We start from the raw sequence: 25,509 nt of genomic DNA, 5'->3' as shown, positions 1-25,509 counted from the left end.
CATCCACCGCTATCCACCTCGTAAAAGGCTTTCTCGCATGACATTCGCATTTCCGGATTCCGCGCTGCGCGCGTCGCGCCGCAGCGTGTCGGCTGCGCTGCTGCTCGCGCTCGCGCTGCCGCATGCGGCGTTCGCCCAAGGCGCGCCCGTCTCCGGCGGCACGCTGACCTGGGGCGTCGAAACCGAGCCGCGCACGCTGAACCCGCAACTGAACGGCCAGGACAAGGTCGAGCTGCTGCTGCGCAACGCGTACGAAAGCCTGCTCGCGCAGAAGCCCGACGGCAGCTACGTGCCGTGGCTCGCGACCGGCTACAAGGTCTCCGCCGACGGCAAGACCTATACGTTCACGCTGCGCGACGGCGTGAAATTCACCGACGGCGCGCCGTTCGACGCGAAGGCCGTCGCCCGCAATTTCCTGAATGCGCGCGAATTGTCGTATGCGGCCGGCAGCCAGCTCGCGCGGCTGATCTCGCACGTCGCCGACGTCAAGACGCCGGACGAGCACACCGTCGTCATCACGCTCGACGCGCCGTATGCGCCGTTCCTGACGTTCGCGGGCCGGCTGCCGCTGCTGTCGCCGAACGCATTCGACCGCCCCGGCCTGAAATCGGGCGGCCCCGACATCGCGGGCACCGGCCCGTTCATCCTGCGCCGCTACGTGAAAGGCCAGGAAATCGAGTTCGCGAAGAATCCCGACTATCGCTGGGCGCCGCCGACCGCCGGCCACCAGGGCCCCGCGTATCTCGACCGGGTCGTCTACCGGTTCCTGCCCGAATCGTCGGTCCGCACCGGCGCGCTGCTGTCCGGCCAGGTCGACGTGATCGAAGGCGTGTCCGGCAACGACGCCGCGCTGATCCGCAAGAACGCCGATTTCACCTACCGCCGCGCGCTCAACACCGGCACGCCGTACTCGCTGTTCCTGAACGTCGGCTACGGCCCGACTCAGGACGTGAAGGTGCGCCGCGCGCTGCTCGAAGGGCTCGACACGACCGGCATCGTGCAATCGATCTACCGCGGCGAGCGCACGCGCGCATGGGGCATCACGTCGCCGATCGATCCGTTCTACGACGCGTCGATCGAAAAGACCTACGGCAACAACCCGAAGCTCGCGAACCAGCTGCTCGACGAAGCCGGCTGGAGCGCGCGCGACAGCGGCGGCTTCCGCACGAAGAACGGTGAGCGGCTGACGATCGCGGTCGTCCAGGCACAGGCGACCGTACGCGACCAGCGCGACGTGCTGCTGCAGGCGCTGCAGGCGCAAGCGCGGCAACGACTCGGCGTGGACCTGAAGATCCAGTACGTCGACGACGGCACGTACGTCGAGGCACGCAAGAGCGGCAAGTTCGGCTCGATCGCGAACTCGAACACGCCGCCGGACGGCATCGACATCGAAGGCCACTACCTGCCCGTCGATCGCGGCGGCGCGCTGAACTACAGCCGTGCGGCGGCGCCCGAGCTGACGCGCTGGCTGCAGGCGGCCGCGCGCACGCAGAACGTCGCCGAGCGCAAGAAGCTGTACGGCGAGCTGCAGCACTTCGCGATCAACGAGCAGGCGTACGCGCTGCCGCTGTACGAGCCGGAAGACCAGATCGCCGCCGCGAAGGCGGTCCAGGGTTTGCGCTTCCGCTCGTTCGCGCAGATGCCCGAGAACCCGTACGACGTGTGGGTGAAGAAGTAAGCCGACGCTTGCCGGCCTGCCTCGCATCGCCCATCGCGCCGCCCCGACAGGAGAATCGACCATGAACCGTCCGTCGTCCGCTTTCGTCTCCGTCCCGGACGCGCGGCCTGCCGCTGCGCCGCCGGCCGCATGGCGCCGCTGGCTGCGTTCGCCGATCGCGACGCGGCTCGCCACCGGCGCGCTCGTGCTGTGGGCCGCGGTGACGCTGTCGTTCGCCGCCGTGCATCTCGCGCCGGGCGATATCGTCAGCATCCTGATCGGCGAGCAGTTGAGCACGCCGGAGATCGAAGCCGCGATCCGCCAGGAATGGGGGCTCGACGAGCCGCTTGCGCTGCAATACGTGCATTACCTGTGGCGCGTGCTGCACGGCGAGTTCGGCCGCTCGTACATCCTGAACACCGACGTCGCGCCGCTCGTGCTCGGCCAGCTGTGGCCGACGCTGAAACTGACGGGCGCGGCGCTGGTGGTGACGATCGTGTTCGCGGTCGGCCTCGCGGTGCTGACCGCCGGCCGCCGCTGGGCCGGCCGCGCCGCGTCGGGCGTCGAGTTGCTGCTCGCGTCGACGCCGTCGTTTTGGCTCGGCATCATGCTGCTGTTCGTATTCAGCTTCACGCTGAAGCTGTTCCCGGTAGCCGGCGATCGCGGCTTCGCGTCGCTCGTCCTGCCCGCGCTGTCGCTCGGGCTCGCGCAGGGGGCGGTGATCGGCCGCGTGCTGCGGCAAGGCATCGAGCGCGCGCTCGACGAGCCGTACGCGCTGACGGTGCGTTCGTGGGGCATCGGCGGGCTCGCGCTGCGCGTGCGCCATGCGCTGCGCCACGCGGCGCTGCCGGCCGTCACGCTCGCCGGCTGGCTCGTCGGCGGCCTGCTGAGCGGCGCGGTGATCACCGAGCAGGTGTTCGGCCGGCCCGGCCTCGGCAAGGTGACGGTCGACGCGGTGCTGTCGAAGGACATGCCGGTGATCCTCGCGATCGCGATCCTGTCGGCGGCCATCTATGTCGCGCTCAGTACGGCCGTCGACCTGCTGTACCTGCTGATCGATCCCCGCCTGCGCGACCGCCGCGCAGCGCGTTGAACCGGAGACTTCGATGTCCACGCCCATCGACTTCACGTTGCGCACGCCCGCGACATTCGCCGCCGCCAGCTGGCTGCGCCGCCATCCGGGCCTCGCGCTCGCCGCCGTCTATCTGCTGCTGAACGCGATCGCCGTCGTCGCACCGGGCTGGCTCGCGCACTACGACCCGCTGGCGGCCGATCCGCTGTCCGCGCAGCTCGGCAGCAGCGCCGAGCACTGGCTCGGCACCGATCAGCTCGGCCGCGACATCTTCTCGCGGGTCGTGTACGGCGCCCGCTACTCGCTGTCGATCAGCGCGGCCGCGATCGGCGTCGCGACGCTGTTCGGCACCGCGCTCGGGCTGTTCGCCGGCCTCGCGCGCGGCTGGCTCGACGAACTGATCACGCGCGCGCTCGACGTCGTGTCCGCGTTTCCCGACCTGCTGCTCGCGCTGATGCTGATTTCGTTCACCGGCCCCGGCGCGGTCAACCTCGTGTTCGCGCTCGGCGTCGCGTCGGTGCCGCGCTTCGCACGCGTGGTGCGGGCGCAAACCTTCGTCGTCGCGGCATCCGGCTATGTCGAGCACGCGCGCACGCTCGGCCTGGCGCCGGCGGTGCTGGTGTGGCGGCACGTGTTGCCGCATGCGATCGCGCAGGTACCGGTACTCGCGACGATCGGGCTGGGCACCGCGATCATCGGTACGTCGGGGCTGAGCTTCCTGGGGATGGGACCGCAGCCGCCCGCCGCGGAATGGGGATTGATGCTCGCCGAGGGCCGCAACTATCTGTACAACGCGTGGTGGATCGCGGTGTGGCCCGGCCTCGCGATCACCGCGGCCGTGATCGCGGTGAACGCGCTCGGCGGCTACTGGCAGGCGCGCTTCGAACATCGGGAGGCGGCATGAGTACGCCCGATACCGTTGCGCACGCAACGACATTCTCCGCCGCGCCGCTGGCCCGCATCGAGCGCCTGACGATCGGTTTTCGCGGCCCGCAAGGCACACAGGCCGTCGTCGGACCGCTTGATCTCGCCGTGCATGCCGGCGAATGCGTCGCGCTCGTCGGCGAATCGGGTTCCGGCAAGTCGGTCACCGCGCGCAGTCTCGTCGGGCTGAACGGCCCGCACGCGGTGATCGACGCCGACCGGTTCGAGATCGCCGGCATCGATGCGCGCGGCCATCGCGAGCGCGACTGGCGCGCGATACGCGGCCGCCGGATCGGCTATGTGCTGCAGGACGCGCTGGTGTCGCTCGACCCGCTATGGCGCGTGCGCGACCTCGTCGCGGAGGCGTTGCACGATACGCGCCGGCGCGATGTCGCCGCGCGCAGCGCCGACCTGCTGCGCTCGGTCGGCATCGACGATCCCGAGTGGCGGCTGCCGCAGTATCCGCATCAGTTGTCGGGCGGCTTGCGGCAGCGCGTGCTGATCGGCACCGCGATCGCGGGCGGCGCGTCGCTGCTGATCGCCGACGAGCCGACCACCGCGCTGGACATGACCGTGCAACGCCAGATCCTGTCGCTGCTGCGTGCGCGCCGGGATGCCGGCGATGCGATCCTGCTGATCAGCCACGACCTCGCGGTCGTCGCGGAGCTGGCCGACCGCGTGCTCGTGATGCGCGCCGGCCAGGTCGTCGAACAGGGGCCGGCACGCGACGTGCTGAGCGCACCGGCGCATCCGTACACGCGTGCATTGCTCGCGGCGATTCCCACCGCCGCGTCGCGCGGGTTCCGGCTCGCGAACGCCGAGCGCGTGCCGCTGCCGCCGAAGCGCATCGACGCGCAGGCACCGGTGCTGGCCGTCGACGCGCTGACGAAGCGCTACGGCGGGCGCGATGCGCCGGCCGCCGTCGACGGCGTGTCGTTCTCCCTCGCGCGCGGCGAGACGCTCGGCATCGTCGGTGAATCCGGTTCCGGCAAATCGACGGTCGCGCGGATCGTGCTCGGGCTCGTCGAACCCGACGCCGGCACCGTCACGCTCGACGGCCAGCCATGGAACGGCATCCCCGAAGCCGCGCGGCGCACCCGCCGTGCGCGGCTGCAGCTGATCGCCCAGGACCCGTACAGTTCGTTCGATCCGCGCTATTCGGTCGGCCGGATCATCGGCGAAGGGCTCGAGGTGGTCGGACTCCACGGCGACGCGCGCCGCCGCCGCGTGCTGCAACTGCTCGACGAAGTGCAGCTCGGTGCGGCGTGCCTCGACCGTTATCCGCGCGAATTGTCCGGTGGCCAGCGCCAGCGCGTCGCGATCGCGCGCGCGTTCGCGTCCAATCCGGCGCTGCTCGTCGCGGACGAACCGGTCAGCGCGCTCGACGTGTCGATCCAGGCGCAAGTGCTCGACCTGCTCGCCGATCTGCAGGCCGAACACGGCACCGCGATGCTGTTCATCTCGCATGACCTGGGCGTGGTGCATCACGTGGCCGACCGGATTCTCGTGATGCGACGGGGCCGCGTAGTCGAAAGCGGGCCGGTCACGCAGGTATTCGACGCGCCGTCGCACCCGTATACCGCGTCGCTTCTCGATGCACTGCCCACGCTGCCCGTCGGCACGGCTACCGCGCCGACGCTCACCGCGCTCGCATGACGGCTGCCTGCCCCGGTCGAACCGCCTCGTTGGGCTGATCGACCACCGGTGCTCGCCGTCAAGTCCGCTTCGGCGCGATCACGCGGAATCGAACCGCCCGGCGCCTGCGCGGCGATCGCGCGGCAACCACGCGTCAGCGCCCGATCGGCAACCCGGTCGGCTCGATCCAGCCGAGCTTGTACGCGATCAGCAGCGACAGGAACAGCGTGACCGACAAGCCGACGCGCGCGGCGAGCGACCACGCCATCCGCTTGGACTTGCCGCGATCGTGATTCATGAAGTACAGCGCGAAGATCAGACTCGCGATGATCATCGCGAATGCCACAGAAACCAGCAGGGTTTTCATTGCCGTTGCCTTTGAAGATCCGAATCGGCCTGAATCAGTTCGGCCAGTTTTTGCCGCTCGTCGGCGACGCCGCCGACGCCCGACGCCGGCCAGTCCAGCGCGACGCCATTGCCCAGCGAATCGCGCACCAGCGCCTGGTAGCGCCGGTCGTTGATCGTGTCGTGCGCCATCGTGTCCGAGATCTCGCGCCTAAACGGCAGCGGGAAACTCGCGTACGCGCGCGACAGCGCCGCGTATTGTCTCGCATCGATCTCTTTCGACGATGGTATGACAGTCCAGATCACCACGGCGACGATGGCCGTGAACGGGATCGCCGTGTAGCGAAGGATGAACTTGATCGGGGTCATGAAGCGGTGGGCAGAAGGGAATCGCAGGCGCGCGCCGCACAGCGGCGAAACAGCCGGCCGGTGGCGCATTGCACCATTGTACTGAAAGCACCATCCGGCCAACAGGGTATGATAATGACATTATCATGTTCATCACATGATTCGACAGCCCGGTATCCGGTGCAAGCGGCGTGCCCGTCACGCCGCCCGGCACCGGTTTTCCGCCTGTGCCCGCGAATCCGCGACGATCGAGCGAAGCCCTTATGCCAGCGCAGTACTTTCGAAACCTGACGGGAAAACACCGCAGCGCGACCGCCAATCGCCAGCTCGGGTTTTCGCTCGCGTTCGTCGCCGGCGCGGCCAATGCCGGCGGCTTTCTCGCGGTCAAGCAATACACGTCGCACATGAGCGGCATCGTATCGGCGATCGCCGACCAGACGGCGCTCGGCGACGTGCGGCTCGCGCTCGCCGGCATCAGCTCGCTGGGGTCGTTCCTGATCGGCGCCAGTTGCTCGGCGATCCTCGTCAACTGGGGGCGCCGCCGGGGCCTGCACAGCCAGTTCATGCTGCCGCTGCTGGTCGAAGCCGCGCTGCTGTTGCTGTTCGGGCTGCTCGGCAGCCACCTCGCGCTGTGGGAAACGTTCTTCGTGCCGGTGACCGTGACGCTGCTGTGCTTCATCATGGGGCTGCAGAACGCGACGATCACGAAGCTGTCCGGCGCGGAAATCCGCACGACGCACATCACGGGCATCGTGACCGACCTCGGCATCGAGCTCGGGAAGCTGTTCTACTGGAACCGCTCGGCCATCGACGTCGACGCGCACGCGGTGATCGCCAACCGTTCGAAACTGCGGATACACGCGACGATGCTCGCGTCGTTCTTCGTCGGCGGCCTGGCCGGCGCCATCGGCTTCAAGCATGTGGGCTACGTGTCGACCGTGCCGCTCGCCGCGGTACTCGTCACGCTCGCCATCGTGCCGGTGATCGACGACCTGCTCGCGCTGCTGCGCAGCCAACGCTGATGGTGCGCCACGGGCAGTGCGCGCGGCGCGCGCGGTAACGCCGAAAGCGGATCGATTATCATTTGATTAACATACCGACCACCCTCGCCCCGTCATGGAAACGAAAACCGCCCGCCTGACCGTCCTGATCGATCCCGCGAAGAAAGAAGCCTTCGAGATGCTCTGCGCGGAGCAGGATCTTACGCCGTCGCAAGTCGTCCGGCAGTTGATCCGCGAATATCTCGACCGGCACGGCGTCACGTACAAGACCCGCAGCGCGATCGGCAAGCGCGTGAAGTAAGCGCGGCCGTCAAGGCCGCGTGGCGCCGGCCGGGTACCCCGGCACCGTTACGCGCCGATCTCCCAACGTTCGTGCGATTGCGCACGCCACACCAGCCGCCGCGGATCGATGCCCTCGCCGTGCTTCATGCGCCGCGCGGTGGCAGCGAGCTTCAGTTCGCCGGCCTGCGGGCAGGCGAGCGCCCGCTCCAGCAGGGTACGCAACGACGGCAGCCGGCTGCCGTCCTTCCACGCGAATGCAACGAAGTTGTTGTCGTCGCCACACGGCACCAGCGCATACGACGAACCGAATACCGATCGCAGTTGCTCGAGGTGCTCCGGCAACGCCGGATCGTCGTCCATGAAGTTGATCGCGAGCACGCCGGATTCGCTCAGGCGCGCGCGGCACATATCGAGAAATGTGCCGCCCGTACAGCGCCCGCGCCTCCCGTCGGCGACGAACGCGTCGTGCAGGATCACGTCCGTCCGGACGTCCGCTCGCTCGAGATGATCCGCGCCGTCCGCGCATACCACGCGAAAGCGCGCATCATCGGCAGGAATCCTGAACACGTCGCGCAGCGCGATCACGTCCGGATTGATTTCGACCGCGTCGAGCGTCGTGCCGGGCAGGTGGCGGTAGCAGTACTTCGCGAGCGACCCGCCGCCGAGCCCGAGCATGCAGATGTGCGCCGGCTCGGCCTGCAACAGCAGGAAACCCATCATCACGCGCGTATAGCCGAGCGCGAGCCGCACCGGATCGCGCAGCGACATGAAGCTCTGGGTGCCGAAATGATCGAAGTGCAGCGAGACCGCGTGCTGCGTCTCCAGCACGAACGGCCGGCCGTCGTTCAGCGGCGTCGCCAGGAACCTGACGAACGCGTCGTAGGAAGTTCGATCCTCGGCCATGTGCGGGTAATCGGCTGGAAATGCGGCGGATGAAAACGCGGATGCAGCGGCTGCCTGAACCGTGTGCTCAGACCTTCTTCAGATAGCATGCCTTCAGCATGAAGCCGCCCATGTCGGTCTTGCAGTCGACTTCATGATCGCCGCCGACGAGCCGGATGCTCTTGACCTTGGTGCCCATTTTCAGCGTGATCGACGAACCCTTCACGCGCAGGTCCTTGATCAGCACGACCGAATCGCCGTCCGACAGCACGTTGCCGTTGGCGTCCTTGACGACGTCGCCCGCCGGTTCGTCGCCGGCCTCGGCGCCGGCGTCGGCCGACCATTCATGGCCGCAGTCCGCGCACACGGTCAGCGCGCCATCCGGGTAAGTGTTTTCCATCGCGCATTGCGGGCAGGCGGGGGCATTCATTGCAGCTTCCATTCGGGGAGAGGTTCGGGTCGATCGACGATGCCGGGCGAGCAGGTCGCATGCCCGGATGCGCCGCCACGCGGCCGCCGGCAGTGCCACGGGCCGCCAGCGGCGCACACAGCATTATAATGCAATTCACATGATCTGGCCGATGCATTATAATCATCCACTTCCCGACAATCCGCGCACTTGAATGCGCCTTCGCAGCGGATGTCGGCAAGTTCGCGCCGAATGGCGCGCGCACTCCGCCCGGCCGGCGCCCCGCGACCCTGCGGGAAAATCGTGACATGCCGGCCGCCCGATGTCCGCAACACGCGCGCAACCGTGCAGGTCGCGCGCCGCCCCGCCCACCTGTCCGGAGGCTTTCCAGCATCGTGGCAACTGTCGTGTACGTTCAAATCGGCCCCGCATGGAACCGTAATCGGGGCCGCGCCGCGCGCGACGCGACCGTCGACGCGGCACGCCGTTTCGACAGCGATATCCAGCTGATCGCGAACGGGCACGGCAGCAACGCAAAAGACAGCGGCGCGATCGCGTCGCTGCAGGTTCACGGCGGCACGTCGGCCCAGGTGCTCGCCACCGGCCCCGACGAGGAAGCGGCGCTGCAGGCGCTGTTGCCGTTGCTGCAAGCAGGCTGACGTTTGCGCCGCCGATCCCGCGGCCACGCGCCGTCCATCCCGAAACGCCATTTCCCGAGGAAGCGATGAACGACAATCTCACGTCCAACACCCCCAACCTGTCGGCCTCCGCGATCTGGGCGCTCGAACGCCTCGCCGATGTTCGCTACGGCCGCGATGCGCCGGCGCTCGGCTGGTCGATCGCGCGGGAGCTCGTCAGCGCCGGGTTCGTCAGCCATCCCCCGCACGGCCGCTCCGGCGCGTCGATCACGGCCGAAGGGCGTTCCTTCCTGAAAAGCCGCAAGTAACGACCCTACGGGACGGGCACGATCGCACGTCATGCCCCGATGCGGGCGGGGCATGTCGCCCCGCTCGCCGTTTACGCGGTATCGTACGGAGCCCAAGCGCGGCAGCCGTGCCGCCCTCCCTCATGGAACGCCCGATGACATTCAGCGCCGTGCCACCTGTCTCGTCCCCGCCCGTTCTCGACACGCCGCGCCTGATTCTCGAAGGCCATCCGCTCGGCGACTTCGACGCACTCGCCGCGATGTGGGCGGAGCCCGGCGTCGTCGCGCACATCTTCAACGGCACACCCTCCACACCGCGCGACTCGTGGATGCGCATGCTCGCGTATCGCGGGCTGTGGCCGCTGCTCGGCTATGGCTACTGGGCGATTCGCGAAAAGGCGTCGGGCCGCTATGTCGGCGATCTCGGCTTCGCGGATTTTCATCGGAACATCGAGCCGCCGATTCGCGGCGTGCCGGAAGCCGGCTGGGCGCTGGCGACGTGGGCGCAAGGCAATGGCTACGCGACGGAGGCGCTCGCGGCCGCGCTCGCATGGCTCGACGCACAGCAGCGGTTCGAGCGCAGCGTGTGCCTGATCGCGCCGACCAACGTCGCCTCGATCCGGGTCGCGGAGAAAGCCGGTTACGGCGAGCCGCGGCGCATCCGCTTCAACGACGCCGATTCGCTTTTGTTTTCGCGCAAGAGCCGGTAAGCGCGGGAACCGGCAGCCGAGTCAGTCGGCTGCCGGTTCGTAGCAATGCATGAAGAGGCCGTCTTCCATCGGCCAGCAGTTGCCGCATTCATCCCGCACGATCCAGTCGCCCGGCTTCACCGATCGCCAGCCTTCCGGCGTCGCGACCGCCCACTTGCCCTCACGACGCTCTACCCGTTCATGGTCGCCCTCGGCGAACCATCGTGTTGCATCGACCTGACTCGTGCGTTTTCTGAATCTCATGCCGCCACCGAAGGAAACGAATCTCAATGTCGCGTTGCCGCGGCGCCGGTCTCGAGCGACCGCTGCCGCACCCTCAGCGCGTTCGTTGCCGCGCGGGTTGCGTGCAACGCCGTCCAGCCCTCCGCGACGAGCGCCTCCAGCGTTTCGCGCGCGACGGTGGAGATCCGGACATCGATCTCCTGCACTTTCATCAGCGCCGACATGACCTCGTCCGGTTGATCGGGTGCAAGCGCAACAATGAACGCCGAACGCATCTCGGCAGCGCGGACGGCCTCGTTCCAGTCGGCGCGCGCCACCGCGGCTTCGATCGCATGCGTGAGTGCATCGAGACTCAGGACGACTTGCAACGGCGTCATTTCGCTTCCCCGTGAATCCCGTGATTTCCGTGAATCATTCGCCTTGTCCGCTTGCCGGCCCGTCGCGAGCCGGTGCGGCATCGATCCGACCCACGCGCATCCCGGTTCCGCACGCGAGCCGCCTGACTCGACGTGTCGTCGAAACCGGCGGTCGATGCGACCGGAAAACAGAGGCCATCGCAGTATGCGATGCGCGTAAGTCAGGTTCGCGAATTGTAGGGACCGAGACGCGCCAACGTCGGTAATATTTTGTAATGATATGTCGACTAACCTTGCCTGGCCTGGGTTCGGCCGGTGCAAGCGAGGTTCGCCGACGCCGGATCGGCGCAAACGTTTTCGTCTGAAGGATGCCCGCTTGCGCATCATCGCGCGCGCCGCGCCGGACCTCGCCTCGACCTGTTTCAACCTCACAAGCGGCCTGACGGTACCCAACCCGCGCTTTCCACCCGCCGGCAGCGATTGGCCCACAGCTAAGCTCACCGAACGATCCAGATTTCGTCACATTTCGTCGGAATGTTGAGCAGTATCATCCACGTCGCTTCGGCTACGACGCGTTCGGACTGGGCCTGACCGCTCGCCACCTTCCCGTTTTGCCCCTTCGTTTACCGATGCCCATTCGAATCCTGCTCGTCGAAGACGACGTCCCGCTGTCCGCGCTGATCGCCGACTATCTGCGCCAGCATCATTACCGGGTGGAGACGTTGTTCGACGGCGCCGGCGCGGTACCGGCGATCGTCGCGAGCCGCCCCGATCTCGTGCTGCTCGACGTCAACCTGCCGGGCAAGGACGGCTTCGAGATCTGCCGCGAGGCGCGCATGCATTACGACGGCATCGTCATCATGGTGACGGGCCGCGACGAGCCGTTCGACGAATTGCTCGGCCTGGAACTCGGTGCGGACGACTTTCTCCGCAAGCCGGTCGAGCCGCGCCTGCTGCTCGCGCGGATCAAGGCGCAGTTGCGGCGTACGCGCGTGCCGGCCGGCGAGCCGGTGCCGGATTCGCCGCAGCGATACGTGTTCGGCAAGTTCTCGATCGACCGGGCCGACCGTCGCGTACATCTTCCCGACGGCAGCATGCCGCGCCTGACGTCGACCGAATTCGATCTGCTGTGGGCGCTCGTATGCCGCGCGGGCGAGGTGGTCAGCCGGGAAGACCTGACGCTGCTGCTGCGCGGCATCGCGTTCGACGGCCTCGATCGCTCGATCGACGGCCGCATCTCGAAGCTGCGCCGCAAGCTGCGCGACGATGCGAACGAACCGAAGCGGATCAAGACCATTCGCTCGAAGGGCTATCAGTTCAGCAAGCACGCGTGGGATTGAGGCCGCGCGCGGGCCGGCGAACGACGTTGCGCGAGCGCGGCTCGCGAAGCCCGGCACACGCTTGCGGCTATCTGGTGCGTGCCGCCCCTGCTCCCGCATCCGAGTTCGTGCCCGAGCCGGCCTCCCATCCGCCGCCGAGCGCCTTGTACAGCGCGACGAGATCGGTCGTCTTCTGCAACGCGCCCTGCTCGGCCTGCTGCCGACCTTCCGACCATTGCCGCTCGGCGTCCAGCACGTCGAGGAACGGCGACAACCCTTTCCGGTAGCGATCGCGCGCGAGATCCAGCGCGCCCTGTTCGGCCTTCACCGCGTCGTCGAGCGCGGCCGCGCGCGCCTGGTCGGTGCGGTACACGGCCAGCGCATTGTCGACGTCGCGCAGCGCCAGAAGCACGGCTTGCCGGTAGGCGAGCGCCGCTTCCGCCTGGCGCGCCTGCGACAGCCGCAGGTTCGACACGAGCTGCCCGCCGGAGAAGATCGGCAGCGAGACGGCCGGCCCGAACGAATAGAACAGGTGCGACCAGTGCGCAAGCTCGCGCACGTGCGACGCACGCAGCCCGACTTGCCCCGTCAACGAGATGTCCGGATAGAACTGCGCGACCGCGACGCCGACGTCGGCGGTGGCCGCATGCAGCTCGGCCTCCGCGCGGCGGATGTCGGGGCGCCGGCGCGCGAGCGTCGACGGCAGCCCGACGGGCACGGCCGGCGGCACGTCCGGCAACGCGCGCGGCGCGTCGAGCCAGTCGTCGAGCGCGCCCGGCGCGCCGCCGACCAGATACGCGAGCCCGTTGCGCAGCAGCACGATCTGCTGGTCGAACTGCGGGAGTTGCGCGCGGATCTGTGCGAGCCGGGCCTCGGCGCTGCGCACGTCGAGATCGCTCGCGAGACCGTGCGCGGCCTGCTCGCGCGTCAGGTCGAGCAGTTCACGCTGCGCGCGTTGCAGATCGTCGGCCAGCGCGCGCTGCGCTTGCGCGCCGCGCAGTTGCAGATAGGTCTGCGCGACTTCGGCCTCCAGCGACAGCAGCGCATCGTCGCGGCTCGCGATCGCCGCGCTCGTCTGCGCGCCGGCCGCTTCGACCGAGCGGCGCACCCGGCCGAACAGATCCAGCTCCCACGATGCGTCGAACCCGGCCTGCCACAGGTTGACCGGCGCTTCGAGCGCATCGAGCGCGCCGCGCGCGCCTTGCTGCACGCTCGCGCCGGTGCCCGGCCCGAACCGGTCGAGCGGCGAGCCCGGCGCGCCGAGACGATCGACCCGCTGGTCGATGCCCTGCTCCTCGACGATCCCTTTCAGGCCAAGTTGTTCGCGCTGGTAGCTCGCGGTCGCACGCACGTCCGGCAAACCCTGCGCGGCGGCCGCGCGGACCTGCGCGCGTGCCTGGGCGATGCGCAGCACGGCGGCCTGCACGTCGAGGTTGTCATGCGCGGCACGCTCGACGAGCTGGTCGAGCAGCGGATCGCCGAATGCACGCCACCAGCGCGGATCGGGATCGGCGCTCGTCACCGGCGACGATGGCGCATGTGCGCCGGGGGCTGATGCAGCCGATGCCGCTGACGCGCCCGATGCCGGCGATGCCGCGTCCGCGGCCTGCAAGTCATGCCAGTTGGCCGGCGCGTCCGCCTGCGGCGGCTTGAAATCCGGTCCGACGGTACAGCCCGCGAGCACCGCGCAGGCGGCGAGCATCGCGGCGATCCCGCGTGCGGGTAGCGAATGTCGGCGACGGCCGCGTCGATGCATCGTCATCGTCAATGCCCTCCCGCGCCGCCCGCGGCCTTCGCCGGCGAGAACAGGAACGTCAGCGGAATGCTGAACGCGCAGAACACCGCGAGGATCGCGAACACGTCGATATACGCGAGGATCGTCGCCTGTTCGATGAAGGTCTGGTACAGCCGGCCACTCGCGGTCTGCAGCGCGGCCGACGGCTGCGCGCCCGTCAGCGCGCCGATCGCTCGCGCATTCTCCTGCAGCGCGTCCTGGAAGTTCTGCGACAGCGTCGACATGTGCGTGGACAGATGCGCCATGCGCGCCTGCGTGCGCTCGCGGATCAGCGCGGTCGACACCGAGATACCGATCGAGCCCGCGACGTTGCGGAACATCGTGAACAGCGCGGACGCGTCGTCGTTGAGCCGCTGCGGCACGGTCAGGTACGCGAGCGTCGTGATCGGCACGAACATGAAGCCGATCGCGAGCGACTGCGCACAGCGGATCAACATCAGGTGCGTGTAGTCGATGTCCGGCACCAGCGTGCGCGAATAGATCAGCGACGCGCACAGCAGCACGAAGCCGAACCCGACCAGATAGCGCGTCTGCACGTGCGGCATCAGCCGGCTCACGAGCGGAATCTCGAGCGTGATCAGCAGCGCGCCGGGCGACAGCACGAGCCCCGCGAGCGTCGCCGTGTAGCCGAGACGCTGCTGCGCGAGCTGCGGCACGATCACCGCGCTGCCGTACAGCACGGCCGCGAACGTCGCGATCGTCACGCAGCCGAGCGCGAAATTTCGGTCGCGCAGGCACGACAGGTCGACCACCGGTTTCTTCGTACGCAGCAGCCACAGCGTGGCGCCGACCAGCCCGAGCACGGACAGCACGGCGAAGACGCGGATGAAGTTCGAGCCGAACCAGTCCTCGTCCTCGCCGCGATCGAGCATCACCTGCAGGCAGCCGAGGCCGATCGCGATCAGCCCGATGCCGATGTAGTCGATCGAGATTCCGCGTTCGGCGCCGCGCCGCCACGGCGGGTCCTCGACGAGCTGCATCACCGCGAGCACGGTCAGCACGCCGATCGGCACGTTGAGCAGGAACACCCAGCGCCATGAGAAATGGTCGGTGATCCAGCCGCCGAGCGTCGGCCCGAGCACCGGCGCGACGACGATCGCGATCGCCGAGATCGAGAACGCGCGATTGCGCTGCTCGGGCGGAAACGTATCGAGGATGATCGACTGCTGGTTCGGCTGCAGCCCGCCGCCGAACAGCCCTTGCAGCACGCGGAACACGATCAGTTCGCCGAGGTTGGTCGCGACGCCGCACAGGAACGAGCACACGGTAAACGCGGCGATGCACAGCAGGAAGTAGCGCTTGCGGCCGAGCAGCCGCCCGAGGAACCCCGAAATCGGCAGCACGATGCCGTTCGCGACGAGATACGACGTGAGCGTCCAGGTCGCCTCGTCGTAGCTCGCCGACATCGTGCCGGCGATGTGCGGCAGCGCGACGTTGACGATCGTCGTGTCGAGCACTTCCATGAATGCGGCGAGCGTGACGACGATCGCGATGAGCCACGGGTTCGCGGCGGGTCGCCAGGTGCCGCCGGACGCGCCGCCGCGCTCGGGCGGCCGGTTCATCGGCTGGCCTCGCGAAACGGGAACGGCATGCGGGTATCGGGCATCGGATCGCTCCGGTCGACACCGGCCGCGGCACGGCGGCCGGTCATTTCAGGTGGACGGTCGGCACGGCCGACAGGCCGAGACCGAGCGGTGGACGGGTCGGCAGCGGGCCGTCGAGCACGATCTTCACCGGCACGCGCTGCACGATCTTCACGAAGTTGCCGGTCGCGTTCTCGGTCGGGAATGCGGAGAAGCGCGAGCCGCTGCCGAGCTGGATGCTGTCGACGTGGCCGTGCAGATCGAGATCGGGATACGCGTCGACCGACACGTCGACGCGGTCGCCGATCCGCATCCGCTCGAGCTGCGACTCCTTGAAATTCGCGGTGACCCACACGCGCGGCGTGACGATCGAGAAGATCGACGTGCCCGGTTGCAGGAACGAGCCCAGTTGCACGTTGCGCCGCGTGACCCAGCCGTCGGACGGCGCGCGCATCTCGCAGTACGACAGGTTCAGGTTGGCCGTCTCGAGCTGCGCGCGTGCCTGCAGCACCTGCTGGCGGCGTTCCTCGACGGCCGTCTCGGCCTGCCGGATCTGCTGCGGCACGAGGCTCGCGGTGCGCGCCTGCGCCTGGGCCATCGCGACGTTCGCGTCGGCGGTCGCGCGCTGCGCATCGGCCGCGTCGATCGCCTGCTGCGAGGTTGCGCGCGCATCGACCGCCCGCTGGCGGGACTGCGCGGCGAGCGCCTGCCGGTACGCGGCTTCCGCCGATTCGATCTGCGCGCGCGCCTGCCGGTACTGGGCCGGATACTGCACGCGCGCGATATCGAGCTGCACGCGCGCCGCGTCGAGCTGCGCCTGCGCGAGACCGAGCTGGGCCTGCGCCGCGTCGACCTGCGCGCGGTAGTCGCGCGGATCGATCTCGACGAGCACGTCGCCGCGCCGCACGAAGGTGTTGTCGTCGACCGCCAGGCGCGTCACGTAGCCGGACACGTGCGGCGCGACCGCAATCGCGTTGCCGTCGGTATACGCATCGTCGGTGCTTTCCTGGTTGCGCGTCGCGAACCACCACACGAGCCCGCCGATGAGCAGCACGAACACCACCGCGCCCAGGATGATCAGCGGCTTCTTGCCGGGCCGCTTGCGTTCGCCGTCGTTGCCATCCCCGTCGCCGCCGGTGCGGCCGCCGCGATCGTCGTGCGGATGGTCGTCGCCGCCACCGCCGCCCGGCGCGTCGGTCGGGTGCTCGCCGTTGCGGCCTGGCGTTGCGCCCGAGCCGCTGCCGCCGCCGGACTGGCCGTCGCCTGCACGGGCGATGGCGGTGGGCCAGCGCTCGAACGCAGGCGCTAACGCCGGCCAAGGCGCGCGCATCGGCGTCATCGGCATCGACAGGGCGACACCGGCCACCGCCGGCGCGAACGCGTCCGGCGCGCCGGTGCGTCGCGGTCCGGGCGTCAACGCGCGCCGGACCGCGACGCACCATCGCTCACGAACGGACAACGGGCACAGGATCGCATCGGGCATGAAACGGGGCTCCAGGCGGCGGCGCGGGCGACATTGCTCGCGCCGACCTCAAGCGCGCGATCAAGCAAACGGCGGGCCCGGCCACCTGCTTCGTCCGACCGCGGCATGCGCGATGCGCGACGCGTGCACTTCGACCGCCCCGACAGGACTCGCGAACCATGACACGCTCGACCTCGCTCGACACCGATACACGCGGCGAAGATCGCGGCGACAGCACGCCCGGCCCCGAAGGCACGCGCCGCGGCACGGGCACGCCGCCGCCGCGCAGCGCCCACGACCCCGCCGAAGGAAAACCGACCGAGCCGGGAAGCGGGACGCCGCCGCATCGGCCCGACGAACCGGACGACTCGCGATAGTTCATACGTCGCGCCGCACCGCCCGTCTGCCCTCGATGGCCGGCGGCAGAAATGACAAGCCGTTGAAAAATCGCGGACGGCGATCAGGCAGCGGCCCTGAAACGTCCGCATGCCGGCCGGCGCGGCGCCGAAGTGGGCATGCACGTTGCTGTACAACGCCGTGGATCTTTCAATCACCCGCCGCCTGCCTTGCATGACGCTACCCGACCCGGCCGATTTCCCTGTTCGCGCGGTGCCCTTGGCGCCATTGGCAAAGGAACGCGCCACGATCATCTGCCATCGCAATCAGCGCGTGCTGCTGGTCGCGCGCGGGCAAGCGTCGCGCTGGACACTGCCGGGCGGCGTGATTCGGCGCGGCGAATCGGCGCTCGATGCCGCGCATCGCGAACTTCGGGAGGAAACGGGGCTTGCCGATCTCGAACTCGCGTATTTCTTCTACGTGGACGGCAACGTGAAACGCCATCACGTCTTCGTCGCGAGCCTGCCGCGCGGCGCGCATGCGTGCCCGGGCCGGGAAATCGCGCTGTGCCGCTGGGTCGGTATCGACGCGGTATCGCACTGGCCGGCCAGCGCGCCGACGCAGCGCATCATTCGTCAGTTCGCGGGCCTGTGCGCCGCGAGCGACCTGCAACCGCGCGCGCTCACGCGTCTTTCGTCGTCTCGTTGAGCCCGGCGACCGGCGACCGCGGATCGCGCGCGAGCCCTTGCGCGAAGACCTTCAGCCCTTCGAGCAGCGGCGTCAACGCATCCCACAGCGCCTCGTCGTGCAGCAGCCGGTAGACGCCGCGCACGCCGGGCGCGACATGCTCGTGCTGAGACGGCTGCCACGAGCCGACGTGATGCAGCGCGTCGGCCGCCGCGAACGCGGCACGGCTGAACTGTTCCGGCGGAATGCGCGACAGCGCCGTCACGAGCACCGCGAGATTCTCCATGCCGCTCTGCATGCCGGGCTTGTCGAGCGCGTCGACGAACGTGTCGGCCAGCCGCGCGTTCGCGCTGATGACCTCGTTCGCGAAGCGCAGGAAGCCGTGCCGGTGCAGGCTGCCGAGCAGGTGTTCGAGCGCGTCGTGCGCGCCGGGCTCCGGCTGCGGAGGCGTCGTGTCGGGGGGCTGGCGTTCGATCATGGGCTTGCTCCGGTTGGGGCGCCAGGCTGCCGTCGTGCCGGCAGCCGTGCGTGCGCCGAATGCGTGTCGTACTCGTTCACCGGCCCCCCGCCGGTGCGGGCAGCCGCGGCCGCGTCACTGCGAATGACCGTCGGGCGACGCCTTGTACTCGCTGCGCGCGCCCATCGCGTCCTCGACGTGATGCACGCCATGCAGCGCGGCGACGCCGTCGATCAGCGCCTGACGTTCGGCTTCCTCGACCTGTCCGGTCAGGCACACGTTGCCGCGCTCGACGCTCACGTCGATGTCGCGCGGGCGGGCGACGAGCCGGCCGAGCGCCGCGCGCACGCGCTCGGCCACCTGCACGTCGCTCGCATCGCCCGCGAGCCAGTCCGCCCGCAGGCCGGCGATTGCGCCGCGCGCATGGTCGGCCGCCCGCTTCACCTGCGTATTCGCATAATCGGCCACGTCGTGCCGGCCCGCAACCGCCTTGTCGCGCAAATATGCGCGTCGGCGCCGACCGGACGCCGGATCGAGGAAGTACATCGCGGCCGCTCCGCACGCGACGGCCACCGCAAGGTTCAACAACGGATTCGAAGGGGTTCTGGAGTTCATGGAGGCACCGTAGGCAATACCCGGAACGACCGGGCTTCGTTTCGGCATGCAGCACGTGCCGTTCCCTGCTGCGAGCGGCGCATGTGAGCCGTCGCGTCACGGTGTGCCGACCGAAACGACAAGCGTTTGAAAAATCATCGGGCCGCGCATCGCTCGATCGGAAGATCCGACGATCAGGATTCGGGCGGCGTGTCGGCCGTTTCCGCGCGCTTGCCGCCCGGCTCGTCCTCGCCGCGCTCGGCCGCGCGCTGCGCCATTTCGACATAGGTCTGCGCCAACGCGCGCAACTCCTCCTCCGACGCATCCTCGATCCCGATCAGCCGGTCGCTCGCCGCGCGCGTGACCGCGAGCAGTTCGTCGAGCTTCAGGTGCAACGCCACGCTGTCGCGGTTCTGGTTGCGCTGCAGCAGGAACACCATCAGGAACGTGATGATCGTGGTGCCGGTGTTGATCACGAGCTGCCACGCGTTGGAGTAATGAAACAGCGGCCCGCTCACGAGCCACAGCACGGTGATCGCGACCGCGCTGCCGAACGCCACCGGCGAGCCGGCCCAGGTGGTCACGCTCGACGCAAAACGTTCGAACGCGCGGGTGACGGCGTTCCCGGCCGGCCGGGAACCGGCGCCGGGCCCGCACGCCGTGTCGCGACGACCGCTCGGTGGTTCGTTGGGTTCGCGCATGAAAGCCTCCGGATTCGATGGTCTCTTTGAATGCGCGCATGAACCGCCGCGCCGCCCGCCGCGAACCAGTCGCAAGCAAGGCGCTTGGGGTTCGGTCCCGTGCGCGCGCCGTCGACACAAGCATCGCGCGTGCCCGGCCCGCAGCCCGTGTGGGCTTTACCGCGGCGCGTGTGTGTCCTCGTCGTCCGGGAAATAGCGCGTGTCGGTCAATTGCGCGATGCCGTAGAGATCCGGAAAGATCGTCGCGACGCTCACGCCGACACCGGCGAGTTCCTGCCGGATCGTCGCGAACCGGGCGCCCGGCACGACGATACGCATCAGGCGGCCGGCGAGGTCCGCATGCTGGTCAAGCGGCACGAAGCGCTCGGCGCCGGCGTCGTAACAGTGAATCGTGAACCAGCCGTCCTGCGCGGTGATCCTCGGCATCACGTGGCGCGGCCGGAACACCTTGGTGCGCGTGACCTGCAGCGGCGCGCGCCGTTCGGCGGCGGTCGCGATGTCGTCGGCGTCGTGCGACAGGCACCACACCACGCCGTCTCCGCCCGCTTCGCCCGCGCGCCGGACCGCGAACCACAGCGCGGCCAGCGCGTTGCCGGACCAGTCGAGCAGGCGCGTACGCATCCCGTGCTGCTGCGCGAGCGCGAGCCAGTCGCACGCATCGAGGTTCTGCCCGGGTTCGAGATGCGGCAGCGCGCGCCGCGTGAATTCGTCGAGCATCCGCGCCTCGACGTCGGGCGACGCGCGCTGCCGCGCGATGCCCGGCACGAGCGGCCAGCCGGCGTTGCACTGCCCGCGAAAGAGCCGCAGCGCCATCGTCTGCCGCTGCGCGCCGATCGCGGCCATGTAGTCGGCCACGCTATCAATTGAGCGGCCTGTCGTCTCGCGCTTACCGTCCATGCATCGCGCCTCCTGTCGCGGCCGATAGGACGCACGGCCCTCGCCTCGGCACGGGTCCGGTATCGTCACTTATCGGATGCCGAACCATCGATACAGCCGGCTGCCTGTCGCCGTCTCGCATCGCGGCTCACGGCGTCTTGCCGTGCTCCTTCTGCCAGCGCTCCATCAGCGCGATCTCGTCGCGCTGCGCGGCGACGATCCGGCTCGCGAGCTGCCGCAGCGTCGGGTCCTTGCCGTATTTGAGCTCGACCTGCGCCATGTCGATCGCGCCCTGGTGATGCGGCGCCATGTGTGAGACGAAATCGCGATCGGCGTCGCCCGTGTACGGCGCGCTCTCCATCGCTTCCATCATTTTTCGGTCGGCGCGCTTGAACGCCTGCGTGGACGTGTCGGGCACGCTGGCGGGATTGGGCGGGCGCAACTGGGCCGCCGCGGGCAGCGCCGACGCGCACGCGGCCAGCAGTGCGCAGGCGGCAGAATGGCGTATGGATGAACGGTTGAATGCAGGCATGAGATGAATCCTCGACAAGAGATTGAACGGTTCGCGTACGGCGCCCTCTCTCGCACGCACACGTCGTACCGGCCGTTGGCGGGGCCGCGCCGCGCGATTCACCGCCATCGCACACGCGCATGCGCGTCGCCGCGTGCCACCAGCGCGCGGATGCGGTCGGCGGTACGGCACGCGATCGCCTGGATCGTCAGCGACGGATTCACGCCGCCCACCGTCGGAAACACCGAGCCGTCGCACACCCACAGGTTCGGGATGTCCCAGCTTCGGCAGTCGGCGTCGACGACGCTCGTCGCCGGGTCGTCGCCCATCCGCACGGTGCCGGCGAGATGGCAGGTGTCGTCTTCCTCGTGCCAGATGTCGCGCGCGCCGGCCGCTTCCAGCGAACGCGCCATCTGCGCGAGCGCATGGCGGATCATCCGGCGGTCGTTGTCGTCGTACGAATAGGTGACGCGCGCGACCGGTAGCCCGAACGCGTCGCGCTCGTCGGCGAGCGTCACGCGGTTGTCCGCGCGCGGCAGCGTCTCGCCGACGATCTTCAGGCCGGCCTGGAAGTTGTAGCGCGCCATCTCGCGCTTGAGCGCATCGCCCCACAGCCCGCGCGCGGCGACCTTGCGCGCCCATTCGATCGGCAGCGGCCCCTGGCTCATCCAGCAATAGCCGCCGAAGAAGTCCTTGCCTTCGTCCGCGTAGTTCCAGTGCTCGGTGATCGACAGCGACGGCGGCCCCTTGTACCAGCGCACTTCGTCGTCCATCGTCCCCCACGATGCCTGGTTGAGCTGCGCCATCAGGTAGCGGCCGACGAGGCCCGAGCTGTTCGCGAGCCCCTGCGGATGGCGCCCGTTCGCGGACAGCAGCAACAGGCGCGGCGTCTCGATCGCATAACCGGCGACAACGACGTTGCGCGCGCGCTGGAACCGGGTCCGGCCGTCGCGCCGGTAATGCACGCCGGTCACGCGATCGCCTTCGGCGTCGATCCGCAGCGCCATCGCGAGATCGCGCACTTCGGCGCCGGCCGCGACCGCGCGCGGAATCCACGTGACGAGCGCGCTCTGTTTCGCATTGGTCGCGCAACCGGCGATGCAGAAGCCGCGATACACGCACGGATGCGCGCGGCCGCGCGGCGCGGACAGCGTCGCGAGCGGCGTCGGCGTCCAGTCGATGCCCATGGCCTCCGCGCCGCGCGCGAGCACGAGCGCGGCCGCATTCAGTTCGTGTGCGCGATACGGGTAGCGCGGCCGCGGCGGGCCCCACGGGTAGTTCACCGGCCCGCTGATCTTCAACGCCTGTTCGACCTCGCGGTAGTAACGCCACATCTCGCGCCAGTCGAGCGGCCAGTCGACGCCGTAGCCGAGCGCGCTGCGCGAGCGAAACCACTCGGGCCGGAAGCGCAGCGACACCATCGCGAAATGCACGGTGCTGCCGCCGATCGCCCGGCCGCTGTTGTTGGTGCCGAGCGTGAGCGGATCGGCGCCGTCGCAGATCCGCTCGTCGGTCCAGAACAGCTTGTGCTGATGCGTCTCGTCCGACGCGAATTCCTCGAGCGGCCGCCACCAGGCGCCCGCATCGAGCGCGACGACCGAGAAGCCGTATTCGGCGAGCTTGCACGCGAGCGTGCCGCCGCCGGCGCCGGTGCCGACGATCACGAAGTCGACCGCGTCGTCGTCGCGGAACATCCGCATCGGCGACCAGCCGCCGACGCGCAACGGATCGGGCGCACGGCCGTCGCGGCCGCGCGGCGTCGGGGCGGACAGCGGTTCATCGGCGGCCATCGTGATCGCCCTCCTCCACGCGCATTTCCGCTTCCCACGGGTCGCGCCGGTTGAAGTCCATCCGCACGTAGCCGCGCGGGCTCGCGGGGCCGCCGAAACCGATCTCGTTCCACGCGAACGGATGGCCGTAATACGCGCCGCAGATATCCATCAGCACGCGCTTCATGAAGAACGTGTGCGGGTCCGTGCCGGCCCACGCCGGCGCTACCTGCGGATCGACGCCGCCGTTCTGGACCGCCTGCAGCAATGCATCGGCATCGCGTGGACCGAGCGCCGCGAACGGGCAGCCATACGCGTGCCGCGCCATCGCGTCGAGCGCGGCGAGACCCGTCTGCCAGGCAGCGCGCAGCGGCGGCAGGCGTGCATCGCGATAGCCGTCGCCGCCGTCGGCCGCGAGCCGCGCGTCGACCAATGCCGCGGTCGGAATCGCGCCAGCGCCGCCCGGCTGCTGCGGGACGATGCGCGCGCACAACGCGCCGAGCGTCGCGAATCGTTCGGGATCCAGATAGCGCGGCGCATTGGCCGCGACGCGCAGCCGCGCATCGATTGCGCGCCGTGTTGCGTCGTTCCACGACGGCGTATCGCGCTTGGCGAGCACGTCGTAGCCCGGGTAGCGCGGCAGCGCGACGGGCTTGCGGTTCACGTCGCTCATGGCGCCTCCCGTTCGGCGAGCGCGGTCGCGGCGAGCCCCGCGATCGCGAGCGCGGTGAAGCTCGGCGGCGCCGGCAGCGGCGGGCCCGACAGCAGGTTCTGCGACCAGTTGCGCCAGCCGCCCATCTGCCGCGCGACGCCGCGCGCATGGAAGGCAACGCCGACGCACCCGAGCACGGCCGTCGCGCGCAGCCATCCTCGACAGAAGCGTCGGTCGGCGCGCGGGCGCGATAGCGCGAGCTGCGCGGTCGCCAGCGCGGCGAGCGGCGGCACGACGACCGGCGCAAACATCGCGCGATGCTGGAATGCGCCGCGAAAATGCAACAGCCCGACTTCGCCGAGCGTGCCGACCAGGCCCGCCGTGACCAGCGCGGCCAGCGCGCGCCCGGCCGGCAGTCCGGCGAGCCGCGGCGCGTCGGCCGGGCTCTCGCGCAGCCGCTCGCCCGCCGCACCCAGCGCGCCCGACAGCAGCAGCGCGAACGGCGCGCCGAGCGGTGCGCCGTAGAACAGGTTGTGCCAACTGAATCCACCGGGCCGCTTCGTCACGTTGTACAGGTGGAACGCCGAGCCGGCGACGCCCACCGCGGCCGACGCGACGTGCACCGCGTCGCGCAGCCGATGGCGCGCGGGCGTGTCGTCCGCGTGACCGTGCACGCTCGCGATCACCGACAGCGTCGACATCGCGAGCGGCGCGAGCATCGCGCGATTGTGAAAGGTGCCGCGATAGTGCTCGACGCCGCTGTCGGCGAGCACCGAGCCGGCCAGCAGCAACGCGCTGCGGTTCAACAGTCGCGCGGCGTCGGCCAGCAACCTGTCACGCTCGTCGGCGCGATGTCGGGGGTGTCGCATCGTTCCTCCTTGTCGGGATTCAGCGCGCGAAATCCAGCAGGTCGGCGGCGCGCAATTCGAGGCCGAGCCCGGCGCGCGTCGCGTCGATTTCCAGTGCGCCGTCGACGAGCGTCGGCGCACCGTCGAACAGCATCCGCTCGATGCGGACATGATCGTGAAACCATTCGACGTGACGCAGGCGCGGGGCCGCACATCCAACGTGCCGGTGCAGCGCGGGCGCGCAATGCGCGGACAGGTCGACGTGATACGCATCGGCCAGCGCCGCGGCCGCAAGAAAACCGCTGACGCCGCCGCAGCGCGTCGCGTCGGCCTGCAGCACGTCGACTGCGTGGCCTTCCAGCAAGCGCCGGAAATCGTCGGGCGTATACGCGTATTCGCCGGCGGCGATGTCGACTCCCGCACCGACGTGCTCGCGCACGAATCGCAACCCGGCAACGTCGTCGCTGCTGACGGGCTCCTCGAACCAGCGGATGTCGCAATCGGCGGCGGCCTGCGCGAACGCGAGCGCGGTGCGCGGCGCATACGCGCCGTTCGCATCGACGAACAGATCCATCTCTGGGCCGAGTGCATCGCGCGCCGCGCGCACGCGCGACAGATCGTGCACATCCTCCACGCCGATCTTGATCTTGCATGCGCGTACGTGTTCGTCCCGCCAGCCGTCGAGCTGCGCGGCGAGCGTCGGCGCATCGTAAGTCGTGAAGCCGCCGCTGCCGTACACCGGCACGCGGTCACGCAGACGGCCCAGCAGCAGCGCGAGCGGCGCGTCGGCGAGTTTCGCCTTCGCGTCCCACAACGCGACATCGAGCGCCGAAATCGCGGTCGCCGCGACCCCGCTGCGGCCGACGTTGCGCACCGCGTGCCACAGCGCATCGACCGCGGCCGGGATATCCACCACCGGCCGGTTGCGCAACACGCCGGCCAGCAGCGACGCCACGAGCGGCACGGCGCTCGCGTCGGTGTACGTATAGCCGAGCCCCGTCACGGGCCCCGCGTCGATCTCGACGACCACGACCGTCGTCGCGGTCCATGCGTAGGTGCCGTCGGCTTCGGGCCGGTCGGTCGGCACGCGGTACGCGCGGGCGCGCACGTCGTCGATCGCCGGCGCGGCGGAAAGTGCCATCGTTGCGCTC

General features: G+C 69.4%; 30 protein-coding genes. 12 read left to right on the top strand and 18 right to left on the bottom strand.

What is annotated here, in order from left to right; translation table 11 throughout:
- Positions 1-37 precede the first annotated feature (37 nt).
- From BLS50_RS31370 to BLS50_RS31355, 4 genes are all read left to right on the top strand, one after another.
- Positions 38-1,678, top strand: coding sequence for an ABC transporter substrate-binding protein (locus tag BLS50_RS31370; protein ID WP_074807392.1), 1,641 nt, complete (start codon positions 38-40; stop codon positions 1,676-1,678).
- Between the two features lie 61 nt (positions 1,679-1,739).
- Entirely contained in the window at positions 1,740-2,750 is a 1,011-nt protein-coding gene (locus tag BLS50_RS31365; protein ID WP_006481286.1) for an ABC transporter permease, read from the top strand.
- A 13-nt stretch (positions 2,751-2,763) separates the two neighbouring features.
- The gene (locus tag BLS50_RS31360; protein WP_080486954.1) at positions 2,764-3,633 is read left to right on the top strand and encodes an ABC transporter permease; all 870 of its coding nucleotides are present in this window, start codon (positions 2,764-2,766) and stop codon (positions 3,631-3,633) included.
- Positions 3,630-5,309 carry a dipeptide ABC transporter ATP-binding protein gene (locus BLS50_RS31355; RefSeq protein ID WP_074807390.1) on the top strand — a complete coding sequence of 560 codons (1,680 nt, stop codon included), beginning with the start codon at positions 3,630-3,632 and terminating at the stop codon, positions 5,307-5,309. The genes BLS50_RS31360 and BLS50_RS31355 overlap by 4 nt, the downstream gene beginning before the upstream one ends.
- 133 nt (positions 5,310-5,442) lie before the next feature.
- Here the strand turns inward: BLS50_RS31355 and BLS50_RS31350 are convergent, their stop codons facing one another.
- Together BLS50_RS31350 and BLS50_RS31345 are read right to left on the bottom strand one after the other, a co-directional pair.
- Positions 5,443-5,655, bottom strand: a complete 213-nt coding sequence (locus tag BLS50_RS31350) for a twin transmembrane helix small protein (protein ID WP_006489184.1) — start codon at positions 5,653-5,655, stop codon at positions 5,443-5,445.
- A complete protein-coding gene (locus BLS50_RS31345) occupies positions 5,652-6,002 on the bottom strand; it encodes a hypothetical protein (RefSeq protein WP_074807387.1) in 351 nt (116 codons plus the stop codon). The genes BLS50_RS31350 and BLS50_RS31345 overlap by 4 nt, the downstream gene beginning before the upstream one ends.
- Positions 6,003-6,244: 242 nt before the next feature.
- On the opposite strand from BLS50_RS31345, the gene BLS50_RS31340 reads away from it, so the two are divergent.
- Both BLS50_RS31340 and BLS50_RS31335 read left to right on the top strand, forming a co-directional pair.
- Positions 6,245-7,003 (top strand): YoaK family protein, encoded by a 759-nt coding sequence (locus tag BLS50_RS31340; RefSeq protein ID WP_023476584.1) that lies wholly within the window; start codon positions 6,245-6,247, stop codon positions 7,001-7,003.
- 94 nt (positions 7,004-7,097) lie between these two features.
- On the top strand, positions 7,098-7,283 hold the full coding sequence (locus BLS50_RS31335; protein ID WP_006489181.1) for a ribbon-helix-helix protein, CopG family: 186 nt from the start codon (positions 7,098-7,100) through the stop codon (positions 7,281-7,283).
- Positions 7,284-7,330: 47 nt separating this feature from the next.
- On the opposite strand, the gene BLS50_RS31330 is transcribed toward BLS50_RS31335, so the two are convergent.
- Both BLS50_RS31330 and BLS50_RS31325 read right to left on the bottom strand, forming a co-directional pair.
- Positions 7,331-8,167 carry a class I SAM-dependent methyltransferase gene (locus BLS50_RS31330; RefSeq protein WP_053523823.1) on the bottom strand — a complete coding sequence of 279 codons (837 nt, stop codon included), beginning with the start codon at positions 8,165-8,167 and terminating at the stop codon, positions 7,331-7,333.
- 67 nt (positions 8,168-8,234) lie between these two features.
- Positions 8,235-8,588 carry a zinc ribbon domain-containing protein YjdM gene (locus tag BLS50_RS31325; RefSeq protein WP_006498247.1) on the bottom strand — a complete coding sequence of 118 codons (354 nt, stop codon included), beginning with the start codon at positions 8,586-8,588 and terminating at the stop codon, positions 8,235-8,237.
- 374 nt (positions 8,589-8,962) lie between these two features.
- Between BLS50_RS31325 and BLS50_RS31320 the strand changes: the two genes are divergently transcribed.
- The 3 genes from BLS50_RS31320 (at position 8,963) to BLS50_RS31310 (ending at position 10,190) form a co-directional block, all read left to right on the top strand.
- The gene (locus tag BLS50_RS31320) at positions 8,963-9,214 is read left to right on the top strand and encodes an HPr family phosphocarrier protein (RefSeq protein WP_034175845.1); all 252 of its coding nucleotides are present in this window, start codon (positions 8,963-8,965) and stop codon (positions 9,212-9,214) included.
- A gap of 65 nt (positions 9,215-9,279) precedes the next feature.
- Positions 9,280-9,501, top strand: a complete 222-nt coding sequence (locus tag BLS50_RS31315) for a hypothetical protein (RefSeq protein ID WP_011545483.1) — start codon at positions 9,280-9,282, stop codon at positions 9,499-9,501.
- Positions 9,502-9,623: 122 nt separating this feature from the next.
- Positions 9,624-10,190: a GNAT family N-acetyltransferase gene (locus BLS50_RS31310; protein ID WP_074807383.1), complete on the top strand. Its 567-nt coding sequence runs from the start codon at positions 9,624-9,626 to the stop codon at positions 10,188-10,190.
- A 21-nt stretch (positions 10,191-10,211) separates the two neighbouring features.
- Here the strand turns inward: BLS50_RS31310 and BLS50_RS31305 are convergent, their stop codons facing one another.
- Together BLS50_RS31305 and BLS50_RS31300 are read right to left on the bottom strand one after the other, a co-directional pair.
- A complete protein-coding gene (locus tag BLS50_RS31305) occupies positions 10,212-10,460 on the bottom strand; it encodes a hypothetical protein (RefSeq protein WP_226241330.1) in 249 nt (82 codons plus the stop codon).
- A complete protein-coding gene (locus BLS50_RS31300) occupies positions 10,457-10,789 on the bottom strand; it encodes a hypothetical protein (RefSeq protein ID WP_027806242.1) in 333 nt (110 codons plus the stop codon). The genes BLS50_RS31305 and BLS50_RS31300 overlap by 4 nt, the downstream gene beginning before the upstream one ends.
- 608 nt (positions 10,790-11,397) lie before the next feature.
- Here BLS50_RS31300 and BLS50_RS31295 point away from each other — a divergent pair.
- The gene (locus BLS50_RS31295; RefSeq protein ID WP_074807378.1) at positions 11,398-12,108 is read left to right on the top strand and encodes a response regulator; all 711 of its coding nucleotides are present in this window, start codon (positions 11,398-11,400) and stop codon (positions 12,106-12,108) included.
- Positions 12,109-12,175: 67 nt separating this feature from the next.
- On the opposite strand, the gene BLS50_RS31290 is transcribed toward BLS50_RS31295, so the two are convergent.
- The 3 genes from BLS50_RS31290 to BLS50_RS31280 all read right to left on the bottom strand — a co-directional run bounded on the left by BLS50_RS31290 (position 12,176) and on the right by BLS50_RS31280 (position 16,948).
- On the bottom strand, positions 12,176-13,849 hold the full coding sequence (locus BLS50_RS31290) for an efflux transporter outer membrane subunit (protein ID WP_074807375.1): 1,674 nt from the start codon (positions 13,847-13,849) through the stop codon (positions 12,176-12,178).
- A gap of 2 nt (positions 13,850-13,851) precedes the next feature.
- Entirely contained in the window at positions 13,852-15,444 is a 1,593-nt protein-coding gene (locus BLS50_RS31285; protein ID WP_074807373.1) for a DHA2 family efflux MFS transporter permease subunit, read from the bottom strand.
- Positions 15,445-15,529: 85 nt separating this feature from the next.
- Positions 15,530-16,948: an HlyD family secretion protein gene (locus BLS50_RS31280; protein ID WP_074807370.1), complete on the bottom strand. Its 1,419-nt coding sequence runs from the start codon at positions 16,946-16,948 to the stop codon at positions 15,530-15,532.
- 158 nt (positions 16,949-17,106) lie between these two features.
- On the opposite strand from BLS50_RS31280, the gene BLS50_RS31275 reads away from it, so the two are divergent.
- Together BLS50_RS31275 and BLS50_RS31270 are read left to right on the top strand one after the other, a co-directional pair.
- A complete protein-coding gene (locus BLS50_RS31275) occupies positions 17,107-17,304 on the top strand; it encodes a hypothetical protein (RefSeq protein WP_074807367.1) in 198 nt (65 codons plus the stop codon).
- 193 nt (positions 17,305-17,497) lie between these two features.
- Positions 17,498-17,971, top strand: coding sequence for an NUDIX hydrolase (locus tag BLS50_RS31270; RefSeq protein ID WP_074807364.1), 474 nt, complete (start codon positions 17,498-17,500; stop codon positions 17,969-17,971).
- Here the strand turns inward: BLS50_RS31270 and BLS50_RS31265 are convergent.
- From BLS50_RS31265 to BLS50_RS31225, 9 genes are all read right to left on the bottom strand, one after another.
- Complete coding sequence (locus BLS50_RS31265) at positions 17,946-18,428, bottom strand: hypothetical protein (RefSeq protein ID WP_074807360.1); 483 nt, start codon at positions 18,426-18,428, stop codon at positions 17,946-17,948. The genes BLS50_RS31270 and BLS50_RS31265 overlap by 26 nt on opposite strands.
- A 114-nt stretch (positions 18,429-18,542) precedes the next feature.
- Complete coding sequence (locus tag BLS50_RS31260; RefSeq protein ID WP_053526229.1) at positions 18,543-19,022, bottom strand: BON domain-containing protein; 480 nt, start codon at positions 19,020-19,022, stop codon at positions 18,543-18,545.
- A gap of 173 nt (positions 19,023-19,195) precedes the next feature.
- Positions 19,196-19,702 carry a low affinity iron permease family protein gene (locus BLS50_RS31255; RefSeq protein WP_074807357.1) on the bottom strand — a complete coding sequence of 169 codons (507 nt, stop codon included), beginning with the start codon at positions 19,700-19,702 and terminating at the stop codon, positions 19,196-19,198.
- A 156-nt stretch (positions 19,703-19,858) separates the two neighbouring features.
- The gene (locus BLS50_RS31250) at positions 19,859-20,599 is read right to left on the bottom strand and encodes an FRG domain-containing protein (RefSeq protein WP_074807355.1); all 741 of its coding nucleotides are present in this window, start codon (positions 20,597-20,599) and stop codon (positions 19,859-19,861) included.
- A 127-nt stretch (positions 20,600-20,726) separates the two neighbouring features.
- Entirely contained in the window at positions 20,727-21,110 is a 384-nt protein-coding gene (gene copM, locus BLS50_RS31245; protein WP_074807352.1) for a CopM family metallochaperone, read from the bottom strand.
- Between the two features lie 98 nt (positions 21,111-21,208).
- Positions 21,209-22,879, bottom strand: a complete 1,671-nt coding sequence (locus BLS50_RS31240) for a GMC family oxidoreductase (RefSeq protein WP_074807350.1) — start codon at positions 22,877-22,879, stop codon at positions 21,209-21,211.
- A complete protein-coding gene (locus tag BLS50_RS31235; protein WP_074807346.1) occupies positions 22,866-23,531 on the bottom strand; it encodes a gluconate 2-dehydrogenase subunit 3 family protein in 666 nt (221 codons plus the stop codon). Before BLS50_RS31235 ends, BLS50_RS31240 begins: the two co-directional genes overlap by 14 nt.
- Positions 23,528-24,379 carry a hypothetical protein gene (locus BLS50_RS31230; protein ID WP_074807342.1) on the bottom strand — a complete coding sequence of 284 codons (852 nt, stop codon included), beginning with the start codon at positions 24,377-24,379 and terminating at the stop codon, positions 23,528-23,530. Before BLS50_RS31230 ends, BLS50_RS31235 begins: the two co-directional genes overlap by 4 nt.
- A gap of 19 nt (positions 24,380-24,398) precedes the next feature.
- On the bottom strand, positions 24,399-25,499 hold the full coding sequence (locus BLS50_RS31225; RefSeq protein ID WP_074807340.1) for an enolase C-terminal domain-like protein: 1,101 nt from the start codon (positions 25,497-25,499) through the stop codon (positions 24,399-24,401).
- Between the last annotated feature and the right edge of the window lie 10 nt (positions 25,500-25,509).

The sequence above is a fragment of the Burkholderia orbicola genome, from assembly GCF_900100915.1.
Classification (GTDB): Bacteria; Pseudomonadota; Gammaproteobacteria; order Burkholderiales; family Burkholderiaceae; genus Burkholderia; species Burkholderia orbicola.
Note: the sequence above shows the minus strand (reverse complement) of the source record. Positions and strands in the feature narration are given on the sequence as shown.

What these genes read in the sequence shown, in the direction of transcription:
- BLS50_RS31370 (WP_074807392.1), top strand. Translation starts at nt 38, where the DNA reads ATGACATTCGCATTTCCGGATTCCGCGCTGCGCGCGTCGCGCCGCAGC.
- BLS50_RS31365 (WP_006481286.1), top strand. Translation starts at nt 1,740, where the DNA reads ATGAACCGTCCGTCGTCCGCTTTCGTCTCCGTCCCGGACGCGCGGCCT.
- BLS50_RS31360 (WP_080486954.1), top strand. Translation starts at nt 2,764, where the DNA reads ATGTCCACGCCCATCGACTTCACGTTGCGCACGCCCGCGACATTCGCC.
- BLS50_RS31355 (WP_074807390.1), top strand. Translation starts at nt 3,630, where the DNA reads ATGAGTACGCCCGATACCGTTGCGCACGCAACGACATTCTCCGCCGCG.
- BLS50_RS31350 (WP_006489184.1), bottom strand. Translation starts at nt 5,655, where the DNA reads ATGAAAACCCTGCTGGTTTCTGTGGCATTCGCGATGATCATCGCGAGT.
- BLS50_RS31345 (WP_074807387.1), bottom strand. Translation starts at nt 6,002, where the DNA reads ATGACCCCGATCAAGTTCATCCTTCGCTACACGGCGATCCCGTTCACG.
- BLS50_RS31340 (WP_023476584.1), top strand. Translation starts at nt 6,245, where the DNA reads ATGCCAGCGCAGTACTTTCGAAACCTGACGGGAAAACACCGCAGCGCG.
- BLS50_RS31335 (WP_006489181.1), top strand. Translation starts at nt 7,098, where the DNA reads ATGGAAACGAAAACCGCCCGCCTGACCGTCCTGATCGATCCCGCGAAG.
- BLS50_RS31330 (WP_053523823.1), bottom strand. Translation starts at nt 8,167, where the DNA reads ATGGCCGAGGATCGAACTTCCTACGACGCGTTCGTCAGGTTCCTGGCG.
- BLS50_RS31325 (WP_006498247.1), bottom strand. Translation starts at nt 8,588, where the DNA reads ATGGAAGCTGCAATGAATGCCCCCGCCTGCCCGCAATGCGCGATGGAA.
- BLS50_RS31315 (WP_011545483.1), top strand. Translation starts at nt 9,280, where the DNA reads ATGAACGACAATCTCACGTCCAACACCCCCAACCTGTCGGCCTCCGCG.
- BLS50_RS31310 (WP_074807383.1), top strand. Translation starts at nt 9,624, where the DNA reads ATGGAACGCCCGATGACATTCAGCGCCGTGCCACCTGTCTCGTCCCCG.
- BLS50_RS31300 (WP_027806242.1), bottom strand. Translation starts at nt 10,789, where the DNA reads ATGACGCCGTTGCAAGTCGTCCTGAGTCTCGATGCACTCACGCATGCG.
- BLS50_RS31295 (WP_074807378.1), top strand. Translation starts at nt 11,398, where the DNA reads ATGCCCATTCGAATCCTGCTCGTCGAAGACGACGTCCCGCTGTCCGCG.
- BLS50_RS31290 (WP_074807375.1), bottom strand. Translation starts at nt 13,849, where the DNA reads ATGACGATGCATCGACGCGGCCGTCGCCGACATTCGCTACCCGCACGC.
- BLS50_RS31285 (WP_074807373.1), bottom strand. Translation starts at nt 15,444, where the DNA reads ATGAACCGGCCGCCCGAGCGCGGCGGCGCGTCCGGCGGCACCTGGCGA.
- BLS50_RS31280 (WP_074807370.1), bottom strand. Translation starts at nt 16,948, where the DNA reads ATGCCCGATGCGATCCTGTGCCCGTTGTCCGTTCGTGAGCGATGGTGC.
- BLS50_RS31275 (WP_074807367.1), top strand. Translation starts at nt 17,107, where the DNA reads ATGACACGCTCGACCTCGCTCGACACCGATACACGCGGCGAAGATCGC.
- BLS50_RS31270 (WP_074807364.1), top strand. Translation starts at nt 17,498, where the DNA reads ATGACGCTACCCGACCCGGCCGATTTCCCTGTTCGCGCGGTGCCCTTG.
- BLS50_RS31265 (WP_074807360.1), bottom strand. Translation starts at nt 18,428, where the DNA reads ATGATCGAACGCCAGCCCCCCGACACGACGCCTCCGCAGCCGGAGCCC.
- BLS50_RS31260 (WP_053526229.1), bottom strand. Translation starts at nt 19,022, where the DNA reads ATGAACTCCAGAACCCCTTCGAATCCGTTGTTGAACCTTGCGGTGGCC.
- BLS50_RS31255 (WP_074807357.1), bottom strand. Translation starts at nt 19,702, where the DNA reads ATGCGCGAACCCAACGAACCACCGAGCGGTCGTCGCGACACGGCGTGC.
- BLS50_RS31250 (WP_074807355.1), bottom strand. Translation starts at nt 20,599, where the DNA reads ATGGACGGTAAGCGCGAGACGACAGGCCGCTCAATTGATAGCGTGGCC.
- copM (WP_074807352.1), bottom strand. Translation starts at nt 21,110, where the DNA reads ATGCCTGCATTCAACCGTTCATCCATACGCCATTCTGCCGCCTGCGCA.
- BLS50_RS31240 (WP_074807350.1), bottom strand. Translation starts at nt 22,879, where the DNA reads ATGGCCGCCGATGAACCGCTGTCCGCCCCGACGCCGCGCGGCCGCGAC.
- BLS50_RS31235 (WP_074807346.1), bottom strand. Translation starts at nt 23,531, where the DNA reads ATGAGCGACGTGAACCGCAAGCCCGTCGCGCTGCCGCGCTACCCGGGC.
- BLS50_RS31230 (WP_074807342.1), bottom strand. Translation starts at nt 24,379, where the DNA reads ATGCGACACCCCCGACATCGCGCCGACGAGCGTGACAGGTTGCTGGCC.
- BLS50_RS31225 (WP_074807340.1), bottom strand. Translation starts at nt 25,499, where the DNA reads ATGGCACTTTCCGCCGCGCCGGCGATCGACGACGTGCGCGCCCGCGCG.